18 protein-coding genes and 1 tRNA gene are annotated in these 18,228 nt (G+C 54.6%); 8 read left to right on the top strand and 11 right to left on the bottom strand.

From position 1 onward, the window contains the following. Positions 1-21: 21 nt before the first annotated feature. The 4 genes from glnT to DS901_RS16935 form a co-directional block, all read right to left on the bottom strand. Positions 22-1,347, bottom strand: a complete 1,326-nt coding sequence (glnT, locus tag DS901_RS16950) for a type III glutamate--ammonia ligase (protein WP_113778196.1) — start codon at positions 1,345-1,347, stop codon at positions 22-24. A gap of 68 nt (positions 1,348-1,415) precedes the next feature. Next, the gene (locus DS901_RS16945) at positions 1,416-2,759 is read right to left on the bottom strand and encodes an FMN-binding glutamate synthase family protein (protein ID WP_113778121.1); all 1,344 of its coding nucleotides are present in this window, start codon (positions 2,757-2,759) and stop codon (positions 1,416-1,418) included. Positions 2,760-2,768: 9 nt separating this feature from the next. Next, positions 2,769-3,446 carry a GXGXG domain-containing protein gene (locus tag DS901_RS16940; RefSeq protein WP_113778120.1) on the bottom strand — a complete coding sequence of 226 codons (678 nt, stop codon included), beginning with the start codon at positions 3,444-3,446 and terminating at the stop codon, positions 2,769-2,771. After that, positions 3,447-4,373, bottom strand: coding sequence for a class II glutamine amidotransferase (locus DS901_RS16935; protein ID WP_113778119.1), 927 nt, complete (start codon positions 4,371-4,373; stop codon positions 3,447-3,449). A gap of 211 nt (positions 4,374-4,584) precedes the next feature. Here DS901_RS16935 and DS901_RS16930 point away from each other — a divergent pair, with 211 nt between their 5' ends. From DS901_RS16930 to DS901_RS16910, 6 genes are all read left to right on the top strand, one after another. Continuing rightward, complete coding sequence (locus tag DS901_RS16930; RefSeq protein ID WP_113778195.1) at positions 4,585-5,970, top strand: ammonium transporter; 1,386 nt, start codon at positions 4,585-4,587, stop codon at positions 5,968-5,970. 28 nt (positions 5,971-5,998) lie between these two features. Beyond that, entirely contained in the window at positions 5,999-6,169 is a 171-nt protein-coding gene (locus DS901_RS18855; protein WP_181820918.1) for a hypothetical protein, read from the top strand. Positions 6,170-6,304: 135 nt separating this feature from the next. After that, positions 6,305-7,453 (top strand): aminomethyltransferase family protein, encoded by a 1,149-nt coding sequence (locus DS901_RS16925; RefSeq protein ID WP_113778118.1) that lies wholly within the window; start codon positions 6,305-6,307, stop codon positions 7,451-7,453. Between the two features lie 11 nt (positions 7,454-7,464). Further along, positions 7,465-8,061 (top strand): dimethylamine monooxygenase subunit DmmA family protein, encoded by a 597-nt coding sequence (locus tag DS901_RS16920; RefSeq protein ID WP_113778117.1) that lies wholly within the window; start codon positions 7,465-7,467, stop codon positions 8,059-8,061. Next, positions 8,058-9,041: a PDR/VanB family oxidoreductase gene (locus DS901_RS16915; RefSeq protein WP_113778116.1), complete on the top strand. Its 984-nt coding sequence runs from the start codon at positions 8,058-8,060 to the stop codon at positions 9,039-9,041. The genes DS901_RS16920 and DS901_RS16915 overlap by 4 nt, the downstream gene beginning before the upstream one ends. Continuing rightward, positions 9,038-10,105, top strand: coding sequence for a heme-dependent oxidative N-demethylase family protein (locus DS901_RS16910; protein ID WP_113778115.1), 1,068 nt, complete (start codon positions 9,038-9,040; stop codon positions 10,103-10,105). Before DS901_RS16915 ends, DS901_RS16910 begins: the two co-directional genes overlap by 4 nt. Positions 10,106-10,110: 5 nt before the next feature. On the opposite strand, the gene DS901_RS16905 is transcribed toward DS901_RS16910, so the two are convergent. The 6 genes from DS901_RS16905 to DS901_RS16880 form a co-directional block, all read right to left on the bottom strand. After that, positions 10,111-10,740 carry a helix-turn-helix domain-containing protein gene (locus tag DS901_RS16905; protein WP_113778194.1) on the bottom strand — a complete coding sequence of 210 codons (630 nt, stop codon included), beginning with the start codon at positions 10,738-10,740 and terminating at the stop codon, positions 10,111-10,113. Between the two features lie 95 nt (positions 10,741-10,835). Beyond that, complete coding sequence (locus tag DS901_RS16900) at positions 10,836-11,390, bottom strand: sarcosine oxidase subunit gamma (RefSeq protein WP_113778114.1); 555 nt, start codon at positions 11,388-11,390, stop codon at positions 10,836-10,838. Then, complete coding sequence (locus DS901_RS16895; RefSeq protein WP_113778113.1) at positions 11,383-14,316, bottom strand: sarcosine oxidase subunit alpha family protein; 2,934 nt, start codon at positions 14,314-14,316, stop codon at positions 11,383-11,385. Before DS901_RS16895 ends, DS901_RS16900 begins: the two co-directional genes overlap by 8 nt. Then, entirely contained in the window at positions 14,313-14,600 is a 288-nt protein-coding gene (locus DS901_RS16890; RefSeq protein WP_113778112.1) for a sarcosine oxidase subunit delta, read from the bottom strand. Before DS901_RS16890 ends, DS901_RS16895 begins: the two co-directional genes overlap by 4 nt. Then, complete coding sequence (locus tag DS901_RS16885; RefSeq protein WP_113778111.1) at positions 14,600-15,850, bottom strand: sarcosine oxidase subunit beta family protein; 1,251 nt, start codon at positions 15,848-15,850, stop codon at positions 14,600-14,602. The genes DS901_RS16890 and DS901_RS16885 overlap by 1 nt, the downstream gene beginning before the upstream one ends. 247 nt (positions 15,851-16,097) lie before the next feature. After that, complete coding sequence (locus DS901_RS16880) at positions 16,098-16,667, bottom strand: carboxymuconolactone decarboxylase family protein (protein WP_113778193.1); 570 nt, start codon at positions 16,665-16,667, stop codon at positions 16,098-16,100. A gap of 96 nt (positions 16,668-16,763) precedes the next feature. Between DS901_RS16880 and DS901_RS16875 the strand changes: the two genes are divergently transcribed. Next, positions 16,764-17,357, top strand: a complete 594-nt coding sequence (locus DS901_RS16875; protein ID WP_113778110.1) for a TetR/AcrR family transcriptional regulator — start codon at positions 16,764-16,766, stop codon at positions 17,355-17,357. Here DS901_RS16875 and DS901_RS16870 read toward each other — a convergent pair. Further along, a complete protein-coding gene (locus DS901_RS16870; protein ID WP_258546776.1) occupies positions 17,331-18,020 on the bottom strand; it encodes a lysophospholipid acyltransferase family protein in 690 nt (229 codons plus the stop codon). The two genes, DS901_RS16875 and DS901_RS16870, sit on opposite strands and share 27 nt — an antisense overlap. Positions 18,021-18,145: 125 nt before the next feature. On the opposite strand from DS901_RS16870, the gene DS901_RS16865 reads away from it, so the two are divergent. Beyond that, positions 18,146-18,221: transfer RNA gene (locus DS901_RS16865), tRNA-Trp, on the top strand. The last annotated feature ends 7 nt before the right edge of the window (positions 18,222-18,228 follow it).

Genomic DNA, 18,228 nt, shown 5'->3' with positions numbered 1-18,228 from the left:
ACCTTCGTTTATGGTATTAAATCAGATATCCAATGTGTTCTGTTTTTCCCACTGGCTGAAATAACCTACGAAACTATCCCATTCCTGCATCTTCATTTTGATGAAAGATGTCGAGAACTCCGCGCCCATTGCAGCCTTAAGGCCTTTGTCTTTGTCAAAGGCACGCAATGCATCAAGCATGTTAAGCGGCAGTTTTGGTGCCCCACGTACTTTGAACCCTTCGGCGTACATGTCGATGTCATAGCGTTTGCCCGGATCGGCCTCGCTACGGACACCTGACAGGCCTGCTGCAATGATGACCGCCTGCAAAAGATAGGGGTTCACAGCGCCGTCGGGCAGCCGCAATTCAAAACGGCCGGGACCGGGAACGCGGACCATGTGTGTGCGGTTGTTGCCCGTCCATGTGACGGTGTTGGGGGCCCAAGTCGCGCCAGATGTTGTACGCGGTGCATTGATACGTTTATAGCTATTGATCGTTGGGTTGGTGATTGCGGGCAGCGCACTCGCGTGTTTCATGATGCCGCCCAGGAAATACCGCCCTTGTTCGGATAGCCCAAGTTCAGCTGTTTGGTTGCTATCGTTGGGTTCAATCGCAAAGACGTTGGTTTTGCCGTCCAGATCCCAAACTGAAATATGCGCGTGACAGCCGTTGCCTGTTAGACCCTCAACCGGTTTGGGCATGAATGTCGCGCGGTAGCCATGTTTTTCGGCAACGGTTTTGACCATGAACTTAAAGAAACTGTGCTTGTCAGCCGTGGCCAGCGCGTCATCGAAATCCCAGTTCATTTCCCACTGACCGTTCGCGTCTTCGTGGTCGTTTTGATAGGGGTTCCATCCAAGTTCCAGCATGTGATCGCTGATCTCTTGGATCACATCAAGGCGGCGCATAAAGGCTTGTTGATCATAACAAGGTTTGGCCGCGGTATCGAAGGGGTCGCTGACCTGTTCGCCATCTGGCGTGAGCAAAAAGAACTCGGCCTCAATGCCAGTTTTGACACGCATGCCTTCTTCGGCGGCTTCATCAATCAGGCGGCGCAAAACGTTGCGGGGCGCTTGGGCCACGGGTTCGCCTTCCATGACGCAATCGGCGGGCACCCACGCGATTTCACGGTTCCAAGGCAGGATGATCACCGCCTCTGGGTCTGGAACAGCCAGCATGTCTGGGTGTGCAGGGGTGAGGTCGAGCCAGGTGGCGAACCCCGCGAACCCGGCACCGTCTTCTTGCATGTCTGCGATGGCCCGTGCTGGCACCAGCTTGGCCCTTTGGCCCCCGAACAGGTCGGTGAAACTAATCATGAAGTATTTGACGCCGTTGTCTTCGGCAAATTTAGCGAGGTCTGTTGCCATCGTATTATTCCCTGTCGTCATTTTATAAAGAAGGGCGCGTGCCATGATTGGCCGCGCCCTATTCGCAATTAATAGCCAGCACCCGGTTTGCCCGGATACCAGTCGGTGCCAGCAAGTGGGATTTTTGCCATTGCGGCAGCTTCCATGGTCAGCGCGCAAAGGTCTTCGGGTTCTAGGTTGTGCAAGTGGCTTTTGCCGCAGGCGCGTGCGATTGTCTGGGCTTCAAGCGTCATCACCTTAAGGTAGTTGCTCAAACGCCGACCACCTTCGATCGGATCGAACCGTTTCATCAGTTCGGGGTCTTGGGTGGTGATGCCTGCTGGATCGCGCCCTTCGTGCCAATCGTCATAGGCGCCAGCGGTGGTGCCTAATGCATTGTACTCTGCTTCCCATTTGGGGTCGTTATCGCCCAAGGCAATCAGGGCCGCGGTGCCGATGGCGACGGCGTCAGCGCCCATTGCCATCGCCTTGGCCACATCCGCGCCGGTACGGATGCCGCCTGACACGACAAGCTGCACTTCGCGGTGCAAGCCGAGATCTTGTAGCGCGCGAACAGATTCGCGGATGCAGGCCAAAATCGGTTGGCCGACGTTTTCGATGAACACATCTTGGGTTGCGGCAGTCCCGCCTTGCATCCCATCAAGCACAACAACATCTGCCCCCGCTTTCACGGCCAACGTCGTGTCAAAATAAGGGCGTGCGCCGCCAATTTTGATATAGATCGGGACCTTCCAGCTGGTAATTTCGCGCAATTCAAGGATCTTGATTTCAAGATCATCAGGGCCGGTCCAATCCGGGTGGCGGCAGGCAGAACGTTGGTCGATGCCTTTCGGGAGGTTGCGCATTTCAGCAACCCGGTCGCTGATCTTTTGACCAAGCAACATACCCCCGCCACCGGGTTTCGCGCCTTGGCCAACAACGATTTCAATCGCATCGGCGCGGCGTAGGTCGTCGGGGTTCATGCCGTAACGCGACGGAAGATATTGATAGACCAATTTATTGGAATGGCCGCGTTCTTCGCTTGTCATGCCGCCGTCACCCGTGGTGGTTGATGTGCCTGCAAGCGTGGCGCCGCGTCCCAACGCCTCTTTTGCGGGTCCTGACAAAGCCCCAAAGGACATGCCCGCGATTGTGATCGGAATATCGAGTTCAATGGGGTTCTTGGCAAAACGCGTGCCAAGGCTTACGGATGTTTCGCATTTTTCGCGGTACCCTTCGAGAGGATAGCGTGAGATCGACGCCCCTAAAAATAGAAGATCATCGAAATGTGGCACTTTGCGTTTTGCGCCGCCGCCGCGAATGTCATAGATGCCGGTCGCCGCCGCGCGGCGAATTTCCGCGTTGATGGGGTTTGAAAAAGTGGCGGATTGAATGGGCGCTGTCAAAGGGGCGCCGTTTGATGTGTCAGTCATGGCTGTTCCTTAGTACGCATTGTCGATCTTGAAGTTGTAAAGCTCGCGGGCCGATCCGTAGCGTTTGAAATCTTCGGGTTTGGCGTCCGCGCCTGCCTGTTCCAACAAATCGGCAAGGATCGCGAGGTGTTCGGGGCGCATCTCTTTTTCGATGCAATCTGCGCCGAGAGATTTGACCGACCCGCGTACAAATAGTCGCGCCTCATAAAGGCTGTCGCCCAGCGCGTCGCCTGCGTCACCGCAAACCACAAGGTTGCCAGATTGCGCCATAAAGGCGGACATGTGCCCAATGTTACCATGCACGACAATATTGATGCCTTTCATGGAAATCCCGCAGCGCGATGATGCATTACCTTTGATCACCAGCAATCCACCGTGGCCTGTCGCCCCAGCATATTGGCTTGCGTCCCCGTCAATGACGACGGTGCCGCTCATCATGTTTTCAGCGACGCCGGGTCCCGCAGAGCCTTTGATATTGATCGTCGCTTGCTTGTTCATCCCAGCGCAATAGTACCCGGTTGACCCTTTTACGGTGACCTCGATCGGGGCGTCTAAACCACATGCGATCGCATGTGCGCCTTTCGGATTTACGATTTCCCAAGCGGTCTGATTGGTGGTTTCCGCCTGTGCGTGCAGGGTTGCGTTCATCTCGCGTAGCGCGATGTCCGCCATATCTAGTGTTTGCATCTACGCTGCTTTCTCTTGTGTTGGCTGGTCGGTGTGGCTCCAGAAATAGACTGTTGCTGGTTCTGGTTCCCAAACCCGCGCGTCTTCGATGCCGGGCAGGTCAACCAATGCGCGGTATTCAGACCCGAAAGCCACGTATTGATCTGTTTCCGCCATGACAGCGGGCTTGCAGGCGATTGGATCGCGCACGACGCCAAAGCCGTCTTTGGTGCCAACGACGAAGGTGAAAAAACCGTCAAGATCGTCGAGACTGCTTTCCAAGGCTTCCCCTAAGGTCGCGCCGTTTTGCATTTGCCAGGTCAAATAGGCGGCACCAACTTCGGTGTCGTTTTCTGTTTCGATGTGGATGCCTTCACGACGCAATTTGCGACGTAGGCTGGCGTGGTTTGATAAAGACCCGTTGTGAACAAGGCATTGGTCGTCACCGGTATTAAAGGGGTGCGCGCCCATTGTTGTGACAGCTGATTCTGTGGCCATACGCGTGTGACCGATACCGTGACTGCCTGACATCTGCCCAATCTCAAAGCGAGCTGCCACATCTTTAGGCAGGCCAACCTCCTTATAAATCTCAAGTGAACCGCCGCGACTCATAACCCGAAGCGCGGGCTTAATCGTTTTGAGTGCAGTGCGGGCTGCATCAAGCGCGCTTTGCGGGACGTCTAAAACCGCATGGGTGCTCGCGATTTTCATCGTCACAGGCGCGCCGATGGCCTCACTTAGGGCGTCAGTCAGCCCTTCAAAATCCAATTCTGGCGTGTCTGATTGCACGACGAGCTTTGCATTACCTATTGAATTATCAGAATAAATTGCGATTCCCGCGCTATCTGGTCCACGATCTGTCATCGTGATGAGCATTTTCGTCAGCAAAGAACCGAGTTGCGGTTCAAGCGCTTTGTCTTTCAGGAATAACCCGACAATTCCACACATATTGCCATCCTTGCTTAATGTCCTGCACAGCGCAGGTTGATCGAATCCGACGCTAACATCACGTCACGGAGGGATCAACTGTTGGGAAACTAATTTTCACTACAGGTAAAAAAATTCTGGTCAGATTAAGAATGGCGTGGTTCATTTTGGAAAGCGGCCCGCCTGTAAGAGGCCGATAAAATGCAACATGAACCGACAAGGGAACGAAACCGTGGAAGAACAACTCGCCGAACTTGCAGCGCAGGTCGCTGCTATAGAAACGAAAGGCAATCTGACGAACACGATGTTCGCAGAGCTTTACTATTACTTAACCATCCCGCTCATGATCATCATTCACGCAGGCTTTTTAGCCTACGAGATGGGCGCATCACGTGCCAAGAACGCGCTGTCGTCGGGTGTCAAAAACATTCTCGCTTTTGCGTTTGTTATTCCGGCATTCTACTTCTTTGGTTGGTGGGTCTATTGGGGTTTCCCAACAGGTCTGACTTTATCCGAAGGACCGAACGGGATTTCCGGTGCGGCATATGCCAATGCCATCGCATGGGGCTGGGGTGAAAGTGCTGCCTACATGGGGCCAAACACCGAAGACCAGATTGACGGTGTTTTCTGGGGCGCGTTTGCACTGTTCGCCGCGACAACTGCGTCAATCATGTCAGGTGCGGTGATTGAACGCATCCAGACTGTTGGCTTTGTGATCTGCGCAATCGTGTTGGGTGGCTTCAGTTGGACGATTGCTGCCGCTTGGGCTTGGCATGCCGATGGCTGGTTGGTTCAGCAATGGGGTGTGCATGACTTTGGCGCGGCCGGTCTCGTACACGCGGTTGCTGCTTTCTTTGCGTTGGGTGTTCTTATCAACCTTGGGCCACGGATCGGGAAATTTAACGAAGACGGCACCGCGAACGATCTTCCGGGGCACAACATGCCACTAACCGCAACTGGTCTGATGATCATCATTGTCGGTTTCTGGGGCTTCTTGATGGGCTGCGTCGTTGTTGGTGGCGAAGCTTGGTCGTGGGGTGGAAACTACTCAACGATCTATGGCACGCCAACAAACCTTGGCGCTTTGGCGTTCAACGTCTTAATGGCCATCGGTGGCGGTATCATTGGCGCTTGGGTATTTACGAAGGATCCATTCTGGATGATGTCTGGCGCTTTGGCCGGGATCATTTCGACGGCGTCTGGCTTGGACCTTTACTGGCCCGGTCTTGCGTTCATCATTGCTGTTGGCGCAGGCGCATTGCTGAAACCGGCCGCTGGCGTTCTTGAGAAATTTGGCATCGATGACGCAGTGGGCGCGGTTACTGTGCATGGCACAGTTGGCATCTACGGCATGTTGATCCTTGGCGTTACAGCCGCTGGTTACCCTGCATTGGGCGGTCCAGACGCCCCGACTATTAACCTTATTGGTCAATTTGTCGGCTCCGTTGTCTTTATCGCACTCGGCCTTGGTACGGGCTATGTCACATCCTTCATTCTGAAGATGTTCGGCATGTTGCGCGTTCCAGAAGCCGCTGAAATCGCTGGTTTGGATACGGTCAAAGTACCTGCTCAAGCTTACCCAGAGGGCATTCCAGTATCTGCCCCTGCTGCAAGCTAAACTTGAAATCTAACAAAGGAGAAAATCTATGGGATTTCCATTTGAAAACGCGACATGGGACGGTGTTTCCGGTCCAATCTTCATGGGATACGGGAGCGCCATGCCAGGCATTTTCACTGTCATCTCGATCATTTTGTGCATCGCTGCTTTGGTGATTGGCCAAAAAGCCGAAGCTGCGAAATACGCGAAGTATAAGTAAGTCGCTGAATAAAGATGCAAGGGGCCCGTTACGCGGGCCCTTTTTGCCTGATAGGAAACTTATTTTAATATCAGTCTTGATTTTTGAATTGGGCTGAGTCTCAATCTGATCAAACAAATACCGACAGGGGACAAAATGGCTATTCTTTGGAGAGCATCCGCGCTTGCGCATCGCCACGCTGAAATTGGTGGCGAATTGGAAGATTGGAACGGCATGGGAACCGCATGGTTCTACGATGACACCCCCGAACGCGCCAAAGCAGATTACGAAGCAATCCGGACCAAGGCGGGGCTTATGGATGTCTCTGGGCTAAAGAAAGTTCATGTCGTCGGGGCAGATGCCGCCTATGTCATCGACCGGGTTACCACGCGCAATGTCGAAAAAATTGCGCCGGGTCGGTCGACCTATGCGTCAATTCTTAACAGTGACGGTAAGTTCATTGATGATTGTATCATCTACCACGTCGCTGTGAATTCTTGGCTTGTCGTGCATGGCACTGGAACGGGTATGGAACAGCTAGCCTCGGTGGCGGCGGGTAAAAATTGCGAAATCTTGTTTGACGACGATCTGCACGATATGTCGCTGCAAGGGCCAGTCGCTGTTGATCTGCTCGCACAGGAAATTCCAAGCATTCGCGATTTGGCCTATTTTGGTCTTATGCAAACACGTCTTTACGGCCGCGATGTCATGATTTCGCGGACAGGCTACACGGGTGAACGCGGATACGAGATTTTCTGCCGCTCCAAGGACGCCGTACATCTTTGGGATAGTATTCTAGAGGCCGGAAAAGACATGGGCGTGCGCCCCGTGCAGTTTTCGACACTCGATATGTTACGCATCGAAAGCTACCTGTTGTTCTACCCCGGTGACAATTCCGAGACCTTCCCGTTTGCGGATGAGCCGTGCGGCGACACATTGTGGGAGCTTGGGCTCGACTTCACGGTGTCACCGGGCAAAGAAGGGTTCATCGGATCAGAAAACCACTATGCCGCGAAAGGCAAAGAGCGGTTCAAGATTTACGGCGTCCAACTGACCGACAGCATGGCGCAGATGGAGATGCATGCGCGCGTGCTGCGTGACGGTGTCGACATTGGTGTCATTACCTATGGTCTGTCTTCCGAGCTGAACGGGTATTCGGTCGCTATTGCGCGGATTGCGCCAGATGCTGCCGTTCCGGGAACTGCTTTGGTGGTGAAACAACCCGACGGAACCGAACTGGCAGCGACCGCTGAAGAAATGCCCTTCTATGACAAGGACAAAACTATTCGCACGGCAAAAGGTTAGATAGGGGTCCCATGTCAAAGTTTGAATTCCCGCTTAGCATTGGAAGTCGCCCAGTTTGGGGCACTTTAGAACCGCGCGTCGGGCAGGCACATTTGTTTGTCGCGGATGCACAAGGGGCCGAAGCAATCCTTGATGTTGCGACGCCTGAATTGATGGCTGGGGCGCATATCATCTATATCACCCGTGGTACTGATTACGCAGATAAATTACGCGCTTTGAACCCATCGCAATTTTACGAAGGGCCAAGCTATGGCGCGGCGTTGTCACGGATCAAACGGGCGTTAAGCGACGCGAAGATGGGGCTTCAGGTATATATTTCGGGAACCGAAAGCCTGATGGGGCAAATGACGAACGAGGCCACCCAAGCAGGGGTGCCTTTTGAATCAATTCAAACCGAACATCGCGGGTCAACTGCGCGCCGGATGCAATGCGTGCATTGCAAAGGGTTTACCGAGGACGTCGAAACAGACCCCTTCGTGTGCAGCCACTGCGGGCTGAACCTATTTGTTCGCGACCACTATTCGCGCAGGCTCGCTGCCTATCAAGGTGTCTGCGTGGACGCAGAAGATCCCGGAAATGTTCCCGCACAAAAGGGGATATACGAATGAGCGCGCCACAAAAAGCGAAAGCTGGGGCAGAAAAAATTGCCGTGACCGTAAGCGCAGTTGTTCCGGTCACTGAATATGTCACCCGTTTCGAATTCACCCGCACAGACGGCGCGGATTTCCCGCCCTTTTCTGGGGGCGCACATACGGTCGTGTCTATGGAAGACGGCGATCGGACCCGGTTGAACCCCTATTCATTGATGTCAGACCCAACCGATCTTTCGCACTATGCCATTTCCGTGCGCCGCGAAGACAATGGGCGCGGTGGTTCGGCATTTATGCACAGCCAAGTCGCGCCGGGTGATGCGATGACGATCACCTGCCCGGTGAACCTGTTCGGTCTGGATTGGCGCGCCAAGAAACACATCTTTTTTGCTGGCGGCATCGGGATAACCCCATTTTTAGCGATGATTGGGCAATTAGAACAGACAAACGGGAACTGGGAGTTGCATTACGCGGCCCGCACCGCAGAAAATGCCGCCTATGCTGATATGCTTTTGGAAAAATTTCCGACCAAAGTGCATGTCTACTATAGCGGCCAGGGCGTTCGTATTCCGCTAGAGTCCTTGTTGACCGGTCAACCGCTTGGCACCCACGCCTATGTTTGCGGGCCTGCGGGGCTGATCGAGCTGTTGCGTGATACCGCAAAGGGTCTTGGCTGGCCTGACAGCAATGTGCACTCCGAAGAATTCCTAGCGCCTGCACCCGGGGCACCGTTTGAGGTCCGCCTGTGCAAGTCAGACAAGTCGGTCACAGTGGGCGAACATGAAAGCCTGTTGGAAGCAATGGAGCGCGAAGGCGTAGACGCACCGTTTTTGTGTCGGGGCGGGTCGTGCGGACAATGCGAAACCAATGTCGTCAGCGCCGATGGCGACTTTATTCACCGCGATCACTGGCTGGACGATGACGATCGCGCCAGTGGTAAAAAAATTATGCCCTGTGTCAGCCGTTTTATCGGCACAACTTTGGAGCTTGACCGATGACCATTCAGTTCAATGACGAAACCTTCCGCGATGATTATTCTTTCCATAATTCCGAGTGGGCAATAAAACGGTTTCCATTTCCGTTCCACGAAGACAGCTACATGTATGCGATGAATGCTGAACAACATCGCGGCGGGCCAGAAGGATCGGTCTACGAAAACCGTTTTGATGTAGACGAACATTACGTCTCAGAAATGCAAGATCGTGCCAAGGTTTTGGCCGACGATCCGCTGCGCTGTCAGTCGTTGCCGCATATGACATTGGCAGGCTGGGATTTGCTGGAATTGATCATGGTCAGCAAATCCGAAGATTACCCTGACCTGTTTGAATTGCACCGCGACGGCGACCAATGGCGCTGGGTGAATAAGCCGCTGGGCATTGATGATACGTTTACCTTTCTAGATGAAAGCACGCTGCCCTACGGACCGATGGAATATATTACCCGCCAGTCTCAAGGCGATTTTGCCTTGTTGGATCAGCGCGAAAACAACCTGTGGATGGATGCAGGTATGATCACGACCCAAGCAGATTGGTCGCTTGATTTTGACATTGGGATGAATTTCTTCGAATGGCACGCACCTGTCCCCATGGCCAATGAAATGGGGATTTTTAAGCGCGCGCTGAAGTTTCTGCTGAATATTCCGCAAGGGTCACCGGGACGGCGTCTAAATTGGACGATGACTGTGAATCCATTGCTCGATACGTCACCGGAAAACTATCATAAATGGGGTATTCAAAAGACGACTTTGACGCCCGATAACATTGGCGCGAAACAGCATTTGCGGGTTGAACTGCAAACATTCTATCGCTTGCCGCGCTCCAACGCGCTCGCATTTCCGATCCGGTGCTATCTGTGCAGCTTTCAGGACCTCATGACCATGCCAAAATGGGGGCGGCGGCTGCACCGAGTTGTGCGCGATCTTCCAGAAGAATTGGCGACCTATAAGGGGTTTATCGACAACCGCCCGATGATGATCGACTATCTGTCGAAATTTGATGATGGTTTGCCCACTAGCCCTGGCATCTTCCCAGAGCCGGAAACCGAACCGCCGCTAAAGACCTGATCAGGTCAGGCTTTTTGCGGATAGCTGATGATTGAAAGGTAACGCGACGGGAGCTTCACCAGAATCTCTGGTCCGTGGGGGGCATCCGCGTCAAAAAACAGGGTATCACCCGGTTTTAACGGGTAGATCTGGTCGCCGTGGCGATAATCAACTTCGCCTTCAAGCATGTAGATAGTCTCAATTCCGCCGTGTTGAAACGTGGGAAAAACGTCAGATTTTTCGTTCAGCGTAATCATATAGGGCTCGACGATCACGCCGCTGGTGTTTGACCCAATGTGACCCAAAAGGTTGTATTGGTGGTTCGCACGGGTGCCTGCGCGTTCAAGCTCAACGCCTTCGCCGGCTTTGGTGTGCACCGCTGACCGGCCTTCTTCAAAGCCACGAAAGAATGATGTGATTGGCACCGACAGGGCATTGGCCAAAGTTTGCAACGTGGTCAGCGATGGTGACGTGTTGCCGTTTTCGATTTTAGACAACATACCGATGGATAGTCCTGTGCTCTCGGACAGGTCCGCGACGGTGATATTCTGTTTGCGCCTGTGCGCGCGGACTTCGCGACCAATGGCCACCTCAAGAACTTTTTCACGCACCTCGCTGGCGCCGTGGGGATCTTGGGATAATGGTGTTGCGGCCATGGTTTTGATGTTCACTTTGTTACATGTCCTATCCGTTCTAAATCTTTCAAAGGGTTGGTCAAGCGGCGCGTGCCGATTTGGGTCCTTGGCAGGCGTTACGCCACAGCGGTGGCCGCCGTGATCAATGCATGGTGCAGTGATCCGGCCGAGGCGCGCGGGCCAAGGATGCGGATGTGATCATCAGCAGCGCGGCGGATAACAAAGCAACCTAATTGGTGAATCATCGTGCGCTGCACGTCGCCAGCCGCCATTCTGCGGATTGGGGCATTGCATAGGATTTCACACATATCAGGCATCGCAGCCCCGGTGATATCGAACACAACCCAGCCGCCTGATTGTTCAGTCACGGATGCTGCATCGCCTAGCTTTGCTTTTAGCTGATCGGCAAGGTCTTCGTGCGTGTCCATTGGTGCGCCGATCATCCATTGACCTGCGGCCATCCAAAATCCGGCCTCTGGATCGTGGAGCACTGCTTTGCCGACGTCCGGCACAGCCCCAAGGATCGACGTCAGGACATCTGCGCAGATGTCTGCCCGCCCTCTGCGCGCAGCGACAGAGGCAAGTGCGACACCAGCGTTTTCTGCGATGGTGATTGTACCGATGGTTTGGGTCGCGACACCCAGCGCTGGTATTGGTATTAAATCATGCACGAAGCCGTTCCCCCTTGGGGTCAATGAAATGGGCGCTGCAAATTTCGACCTGCACGTCGATGTCAGTCAGCGGGCTGACAAGGCGCATGGTTTCGCCGATCCGGCCTTCGCCATTTTTCAAAAACGCCAGGGCAATGTGATGCCCCAGATTGGGCGAATAGCAGGCCGAGGTCACATATCCCTGATCATGGGCGGCATCTACGGGACCGTCAGATATCATCAGATGCGCCCCAGCTGGCACGGGCTGCGTCGGGTCAATGGGTTTTATCCCCACGGCCCGCAGATCATCGGCGCGGTTCAACCCTTCACGGCGCGATAGCACGGAACCGATACTGTCTTTCTTATCGCTTACCATCCGTCCCATACCAAGGTTTGCCGCAGTGGTTGTGCCGTTTAATTCATTGCCGGTTGCGTGGCCTTTTTCGATGCGCATCACACCCAAAGCTTCGGTGCCATATGGGGTAATGTCAAATTCCGCCCCTGCCGTCATGATCCGGCGGATCAACGCGTCGCCATAGGCGGTAGGAACCGCAATTTCAAAAGCAAGTTCACCACTGAACGAAATCCGGAACAGACGCGCCCGTAAGCCACCGCAAACCGTGATATTGGCGCAGGCCATAAACGAGAAAGCCGCGTTCGAAATATCTTGGTCAACGATTTTTTCCAATACGCGCCGCGCGTTTGGTCCGGCTACAGCATATTGCGCCCAGCTTTCGGTGGTCGATATCAACTGCACGTCTAAATCAGGCACCAGACATTGCCGCACGAATTCCATGTGACGGTATACGGAGAGGGCATTGGCGGTGGTGGTGGTGACAACGAAATGATCTTCGGCCATGCGCGCGGCTGTACCGTCATCCATGGCGATCCCGTCTTCGCGCAGCATTAGCCCATAACGGGCTTTGCCCACGGGCAGTTTCGCAAATCCATTGCAATAGATTAGATTAAGAAAATCCGCCGCATCCGCCCCCTGCACATCAACCTTGCCAAGCGTTGTAACATCGCAAACACCAACCGATTTGCGCGTTGCCAGAACTTCGCGGTCTACGCTTTCGCGCCATGTGGTTTCGTCTTTGCGTGGAAACCATTGCGCCCGCATCCAATTGCCAACCTCAACAAAGACCGCGCCCTGTTCTTCGGCCCATTTGTGCGAGGGGGTGAGCCGTTTGGGGTGGAAGTCTTGCCCGCGGTGCCGCCCGCCAAAGGCGCCGATCGCAACAGGGGTATAGGGCGGGCGGAACATGGTTGTGCCAACTTCGGGAATGGTTTTCCCCGCCAATTCAGCCATGATCGCAAGCCCGCCCATATTGGCGGTTTTCCCTTGATCAGTCCCCATGCCAAGGGTCGTATATCGTTTCAGGTGTTCTACCGAACGAAACCCTTCTTGGTGGCTTAGCTTGACGTCTTTAACGGTCACGTCATTTTGCTGATCAACCCATGCGCGGCTTGCGCCTTCAACATACCAAAACGGGGTGATGTTTACGGGCGCATCTTCGGCCTGTGGTATCGCGGGCAATCGTCCCTTTAGCTCCAGTGCGCTGTGCGCGGCCTGCGCGCCGCCTGCTAATGCACCCGCTGTCGACATGTCGCCCTTGGCCGCGCCTGCGACAGTCATCCCTGCTGGCAAATCGTCAGGAACAAACGCGGCGAGCGCGTCATTCCACACTGGGCGGCCGCGCTGATGGCAGGTCAAATGCACATTCGGGTTCCAGCCGCCGGACGTGCCCAAGGCCCCACATTCAATGATGCGTTCAGTTCCGTCTGCAAGACATACCTTTGCAAAGGTCAGCCCCAGCCGACCCATCGTGTCGACCACTTGGGCACCAGCAAGAACCTCGTAATCGCGCGCACGCGGGGCGTCTGCGCGGGGGTCGATCACGATGACTTTGACGCCCTTCGCGTGCAGATCAGTGGCGGTGCGGTGCCCGTCGTCATCGTTCGTGAATATCGCCGTGCGTTTGTTCACAGCAACGCCGAACCGATTGGCATAAGACCGCAAGGCGCTTGCCGTCATAATGCCGGGCCGGTCGTTGTTGTTAAAAGCAATCGGGCGTTCGATTGCGCCCGCCGCCAGAATGGTTTTTTGCGTATAGATCCGCCATAGAATCTGGCGTGGTTTGCCTGCGTCTGGCGTTGCGATGTGGTCGCTGACCCTTTCGACGGCACCGTAAATTCCGTGATCAAACGCGCCGATGACAGTCGTGCGCGACAGCAAGCGCACGTTCGGCATGTTGGCCAGTTCGGAGACCGTCGCTGCGGCCCAATCTGCGCCCGCCGCATCGTCAATTGTGTAGGTTTCACTGTTCAAGCGCCCGCCCATGCGGAAATCTTCGTCGGCTAAGATCACCTCTGCGCCGCTGCGTGCGGCGGTTAATGCGGCCATGAGGCCCGCCGGGCCTGCGCCGATGATCAGCAGATCACAATGCAAAAAACCCTTGTCGTAAACATCTGGATCATCCTCAAATGAAAGCGTGCCAAGACCGGCGGCACGGCGGATGATTGGTTCATAGACCTTTTCCCAGAACGCCGCAGGCCACATGAATGTCTTGTAATAGAAACCCGCCGTCAGGAAGGTCGACAGGCGATCGTTTACCGCCAGAAGATCAAATGAAAGCGATCCAAGGCGGTTTTGGCTTGTCGCGGTCAGCCCGTCAAACAATTCAGTGGTTGTGGCGCGGGTGTTGGGTTCTGTGCGCGCGCCGCTGCGCAAATGCACCAGTGCGTTCGGTTCATCCGAACTTGCAGTCATCGGACCACGGGGGCGGTGATATTTAAAGCTGCGCCCCATGAGCCGCACGCCATTGGCAAGCAGGGCGGACGCCAGCGTATCGCCCGCATGACCCGCATAAGTGCGACCATCAAAGGTAAATTTACATGTCGTGTTGCGGTCGATCTGACCGCCTGCGATCCGGTTCTTCTGGGTCATTTAGAACGCCCTTTTGCGCGGGCCACATCGCTGGCGAATTCAACCTTAGAAATCTCGTGGGTGACGGTGTTGCGCGTCACCACAAGCCACGACCGGTCGCCCGCTTCATGGAACCACAGTTCACGGTGCCAGCCGGCTGGGTTATCGCGCAGGTAGGCATAGTCGTAAAATGCCGCTGCCGCATCTGGGCTATCCGGGGATGGGCGTTCAATCAGGCGCGCGTCACCCATATAGGTGAATTCGGCGCTGTCACGCGGACCAAGCAGGGGGTGGTCAATAATCATCAGTGCAAATTGGGCTGATTGCCCATCCCTTTTTCATCGATCATCAGGCCTTTTTCGAACCGATCAAATCGGTAGGCCGCAGCGGTGGGGTGTGGCGTATCTTTGGCGAGCAGATGGGCAAAGGCAAAGCCGCTTGCGGGGGTGGCCTTGAACCCGCCATAGCACCAGCCGCCATTGAAATAGAGACCATCGATATGGGTTTTATCGATGATCGGAGAGCCGTCCATCGACATGTCCATGATCCCGCCCCACATCCGCAAAAGACGTGCCCGACCCAGCATCGGGAAAATTGCCATCGCACCTTCGCAGACGTCTTCGACAGTGGGTAGGTTGCCGCGCTGGGCATAAGAATTATAGCCGTCAATATCGCCACCAAACACCAACCCACCCTTGTCGGATTGGCTGCAATAAAAATGCCCCGCACCAAAGGTAATTACGCCTGGTAGGACAGGTTTTAACCCCTCAGATACAAAGGCCTGCAAAACATGGCTTTCGATTGGCAGGCGCATATTGGCCAAGCTCATTAACCGTGACGAATTGCCCGCCACCGCACAGCCGACCTTACCTGCGCCGATAAATCCACGCGATGTTTCAACGCCTTTGCAAACGCCACCTTCGATGCGGAACCCTGTGACCTCGCAGTTTTGGATGATCTCCACACCGCGCTGGTCCGCACTGCGCGCATAACCCCAAGCAACGGCATCATGCCGCACAGTCCCGCCGCGATGCTGGGCTAGCCCCCCTTTGATCGGAAAACGCGCATCATGGGTTTTGAGGAACGGATAGCGTTTTTTGATGTCCGCGGTACTAAGCAGATCAGCATCCGCCCCATTCAGTATCATCGCGTTTCCGCGTCGAATGAATGCATCACGCTGACCGTCGGAATGGATCAAATTCAGAATACCGCGTTGGCTAACCATCGCATTGTAATTGAGGTCCTGTTCCAGACCTTCCCAAAGCTTGAGGGACATCTCGTAGAATGGTTCATTCCCGTCGAGCAGATAGTTAGAGCGGATGATGGTGGTATTGCGCCCGACGTTGCCGCCGCCGATCCACCCTTTTTCGATCACCGCGACCCGCGCTTGTCCAAACTCTTTGGCGAGATAATGGGCCGTCGCCAACCCGTGCCCGCCACCACCGATGATGACAATATCATAATGCGCCGCGGGATCGGGTTCGCGCCACGCTGGTGTCCAGCCTTTGTGGCCGCTGAGCGCTTCTTTGATGACCCGTAATCCAGAGTACCGCATTTAAAACCCATCCGAGATCAATGTAAAAACCGGCGACGAATCCGCGCCTGCTTTCCCCACATGAAAGAGTTTTGCACAGGAAGGCAATATACCCAAAAAGAAAAATTATTTAATATCAGGAAATATTTGCTGAGCCGGAAAGAGCATAATTTTGCACGTCAAATTGGACGGCTCATGCGCGCTGGGTCGTCGCAAACAAAATTAGGGCAGCATGGTAATGCTGCCCTTTAGAAATGTATCGTGTCAGTTAAACAGCCAATGGTGCGCCTTTGCGCTCCCAGCCGAACTGCTGCATTTGCTCGTCTACCGGTGTTTTTGCAACGTGGTTGACGTAGTTTGACATGGTTTTTTGTGCCAGACCAACAATCACGTCCAGCACAGCGCGATGGCCGTAACCTGCAGCGAAGAATTCTTGCATTTCAGCTTCAGATACGTTGCCACGTCCACGCAACATACGCAGGGTGAATGTGCGCAGTGCTTCAAGCTTTTCTGACGCCAATGGTGTTTCGTCGCGCAATGCTGAGGAAAGAGCATCGTCGATTTTCATCATTTTTGCGATGCCTGTGTGCGCAGGAACGCAGTAATGACATTCGTTTTCGACGTTAATTGTTTGCCAAACCACAGTCATTTCGTCCGCGTCAAATGCGGTTTGCGTGAACAGGTGGTGTAGGACTTGGTAGCCCTCAAGCATCTGTGGGCTTTCAGCCATCACTTTGTGCAGGCCGGGCAGCCGACCGAATGCTTTTTGTGATTTTTCAAGCAACGGCTTTGATTCTGCAGGTGCGCTGTCGAGGTCGTGAGATGGGAAATCAGTCATTATTTTCGCTTTCTGTTGATGATTCTTGATACTTGATCTTTTTTGAGTGATCATTCAAGTATAGAAATGAATGATCGCTCAAAAATGAGATTCGCTATGGCCCGCACTGCAAGCTACGACCGTGAAGATCTGATCAAACGCGCGAAAACAGTGTTTTGGAAGCGCGGCTGGGCGGGAACGTCGCTCAAGGATCTGGAAGCGGCGTTGGACACTCGCCCCGGCAGTTTTTATGCGGCATTTGGATCGAAAGAGGCGCTCTACAAGCTGACTTTGAACCAATACGCGCAAGAAGGGGCTGAAAAGATCGACGCGCTTTGCACTGAATGCGGGCCGTTGGGCGCGTTACAGGCCTATCCACGGATTTTGGTCGCAGATCCCACAATGGGCGGTCATGCCTGTATGTTGGCCAAAACTTTTCTAGAGCTGAAAGGCCAAGATCACGTTTTGGCTGAAGTCGCGAATGATCTTCTGGTGATGATCGAAAAAAAATTCGCGGATTTGTTCCGGTCCGCGCAGGTGAACGGTGACGTCGCCGCGCGGTATGATCCCGAAACATTGGCACGACGCTATCAGTCTGACCTTTTGGGGCTGCGTGTACTTGCAGCCCGCGCGCCGGATCAGGCGCAGGACATCGCCCGCGATATGGCGAATGAGTTGGGGTGTCTAGGGCCCAGGGTCCAGTCCGGCTAACCTATCCGCACGCGCGGTTGTGTCGACCATCAACTGGTGCATCTGGGCGCGCAACACTTCAATTTCTTCGGGCGTCATTTTGCGCGAAGCTTTCCCGTCAAACTGCGCAAAGACATAGGCACCTTTGCCATGGGGATGAGGGACAAGCATTTGATCCCATGATTTCAGGCGCCGTCCTTTTGTGACAGAAAACGCATAGCAAAACACGGGCAGGCCCGTCGCGCGCGCCCAATCTAAGGGCGCATCTTTGACTTTAAGCGCGGGGCCAAGTGGACCGTCTCCGGTCATTCCAATGCTTACCCCTTCTTTAACCCGCTTGAGCACCATTCGCGATGCAGCGCGATTCGCTTTTTTGCGCGACATGCGGATCGGTTGTAGCCCGACCTGGCGTTGGAGCGCGCCTGAAACCCGCCCAACGGGCGAGCTGTCGTGCAAACTTGAGAGCGGGCCGTCTGCAACGGGCCAATGCAGCGCCCCCATTACGGACCGACTGTGCCACATCACCAAAAGAACGGGGCCATCGGCCAATGCGGCCTGTAATTCTGACAGACCTTCGGTTTTCCAAGAAATCCGCCTGTTACAGCGCCCCAGATACCACCCCGCCAAGGTCGCGATCCGCGCAGCAAGCCAATCTGACTTTTCGATCTTTCGACGTAGTGACACCGGGTGTGCGGCCTTTTTCGCTGAATACTTTGTGTTGTTTCCACATTTCTGCACGTGAAGACAAGTCTGGTGCGGGTTGCCTCTTGATCCGGGGTGAATTTCGGACTAGTCCGACACCCGGTCCTAGGGGTATAGCTCAGTTGGTAGAGCGACGGTCTCCAAAACCGTAGGTCTGGAGTTCGAGTCTCCATGCCCCTGCCAGACCAGA

This window comes from Loktanella sp. D2R18 (assembly GCF_003318235.1).
Taxonomy (GTDB): domain Bacteria; phylum Pseudomonadota; class Alphaproteobacteria; order Rhodobacterales; family Rhodobacteraceae; genus Yoonia.
This window is presented reverse-complemented; position numbering and strand designations above follow the sequence as displayed.

Coding starts and splice junctions, on each gene's coding strand:
- DS901_RS16920 (WP_113778117.1), top strand. CDS start 7,465: ATGTCAAAGTTTGAATTCCCGCTTAGCATTGGAAGTCGCCCAGTTTGG.
- DS901_RS18855 (WP_181820918.1), top strand. CDS start 5,999: ATGGGATTTCCATTTGAAAACGCGACATGGGACGGTGTTTCCGGTCCA.
- DS901_RS16910 (WP_113778115.1), top strand. CDS start 9,038: ATGACCATTCAGTTCAATGACGAAACCTTCCGCGATGATTATTCTTTC.
- DS901_RS16905 (WP_113778194.1), bottom strand. CDS start 10,740: ATGGCCGCAACACCATTATCCCAAGATCCCCACGGCGCCAGCGAGGTG.
- DS901_RS16940 (WP_113778120.1), bottom strand. CDS start 3,446: ATGCAAACACTAGATATGGCGGACATCGCGCTACGCGAGATGAACGCA.
- DS901_RS16915 (WP_113778116.1), top strand. CDS start 8,058: ATGAGCGCGCCACAAAAAGCGAAAGCTGGGGCAGAAAAAATTGCCGTG.
- DS901_RS16945 (WP_113778121.1), bottom strand. CDS start 2,759: ATGACTGACACATCAAACGGCGCCCCTTTGACAGCGCCCATTCAATCC.
- glnT (WP_113778196.1), bottom strand. CDS start 1,347: ATGGCAACAGACCTCGCTAAATTTGCCGAAGACAACGGCGTCAAATAC.
- DS901_RS16935 (WP_113778119.1), bottom strand. CDS start 4,373: ATGTGTGGAATTGTCGGGTTATTCCTGAAAGACAAAGCGCTTGAACCG.
- DS901_RS16880 (WP_113778193.1), bottom strand. CDS start 16,667: ATGACTGATTTCCCATCTCACGACCTCGACAGCGCACCTGCAGAATCA.
- DS901_RS16875 (WP_113778110.1), top strand. CDS start 16,764: ATGGCCCGCACTGCAAGCTACGACCGTGAAGATCTGATCAAACGCGCG.
- DS901_RS16925 (WP_113778118.1), top strand. CDS start 6,305: ATGGCTATTCTTTGGAGAGCATCCGCGCTTGCGCATCGCCACGCTGAA.
- DS901_RS16890 (WP_113778112.1), bottom strand. CDS start 14,600: ATGATTATTGACCACCCCCTGCTTGGTCCGCGTGACAGCGCCGAATTC.
- DS901_RS16885 (WP_113778111.1), bottom strand. CDS start 15,850: ATGCGGTACTCTGGATTACGGGTCATCAAAGAAGCGCTCAGCGGCCAC.
- DS901_RS16895 (WP_113778113.1), bottom strand. CDS start 14,316: ATGACCCAGAAGAACCGGATCGCAGGCGGTCAGATCGACCGCAACACG.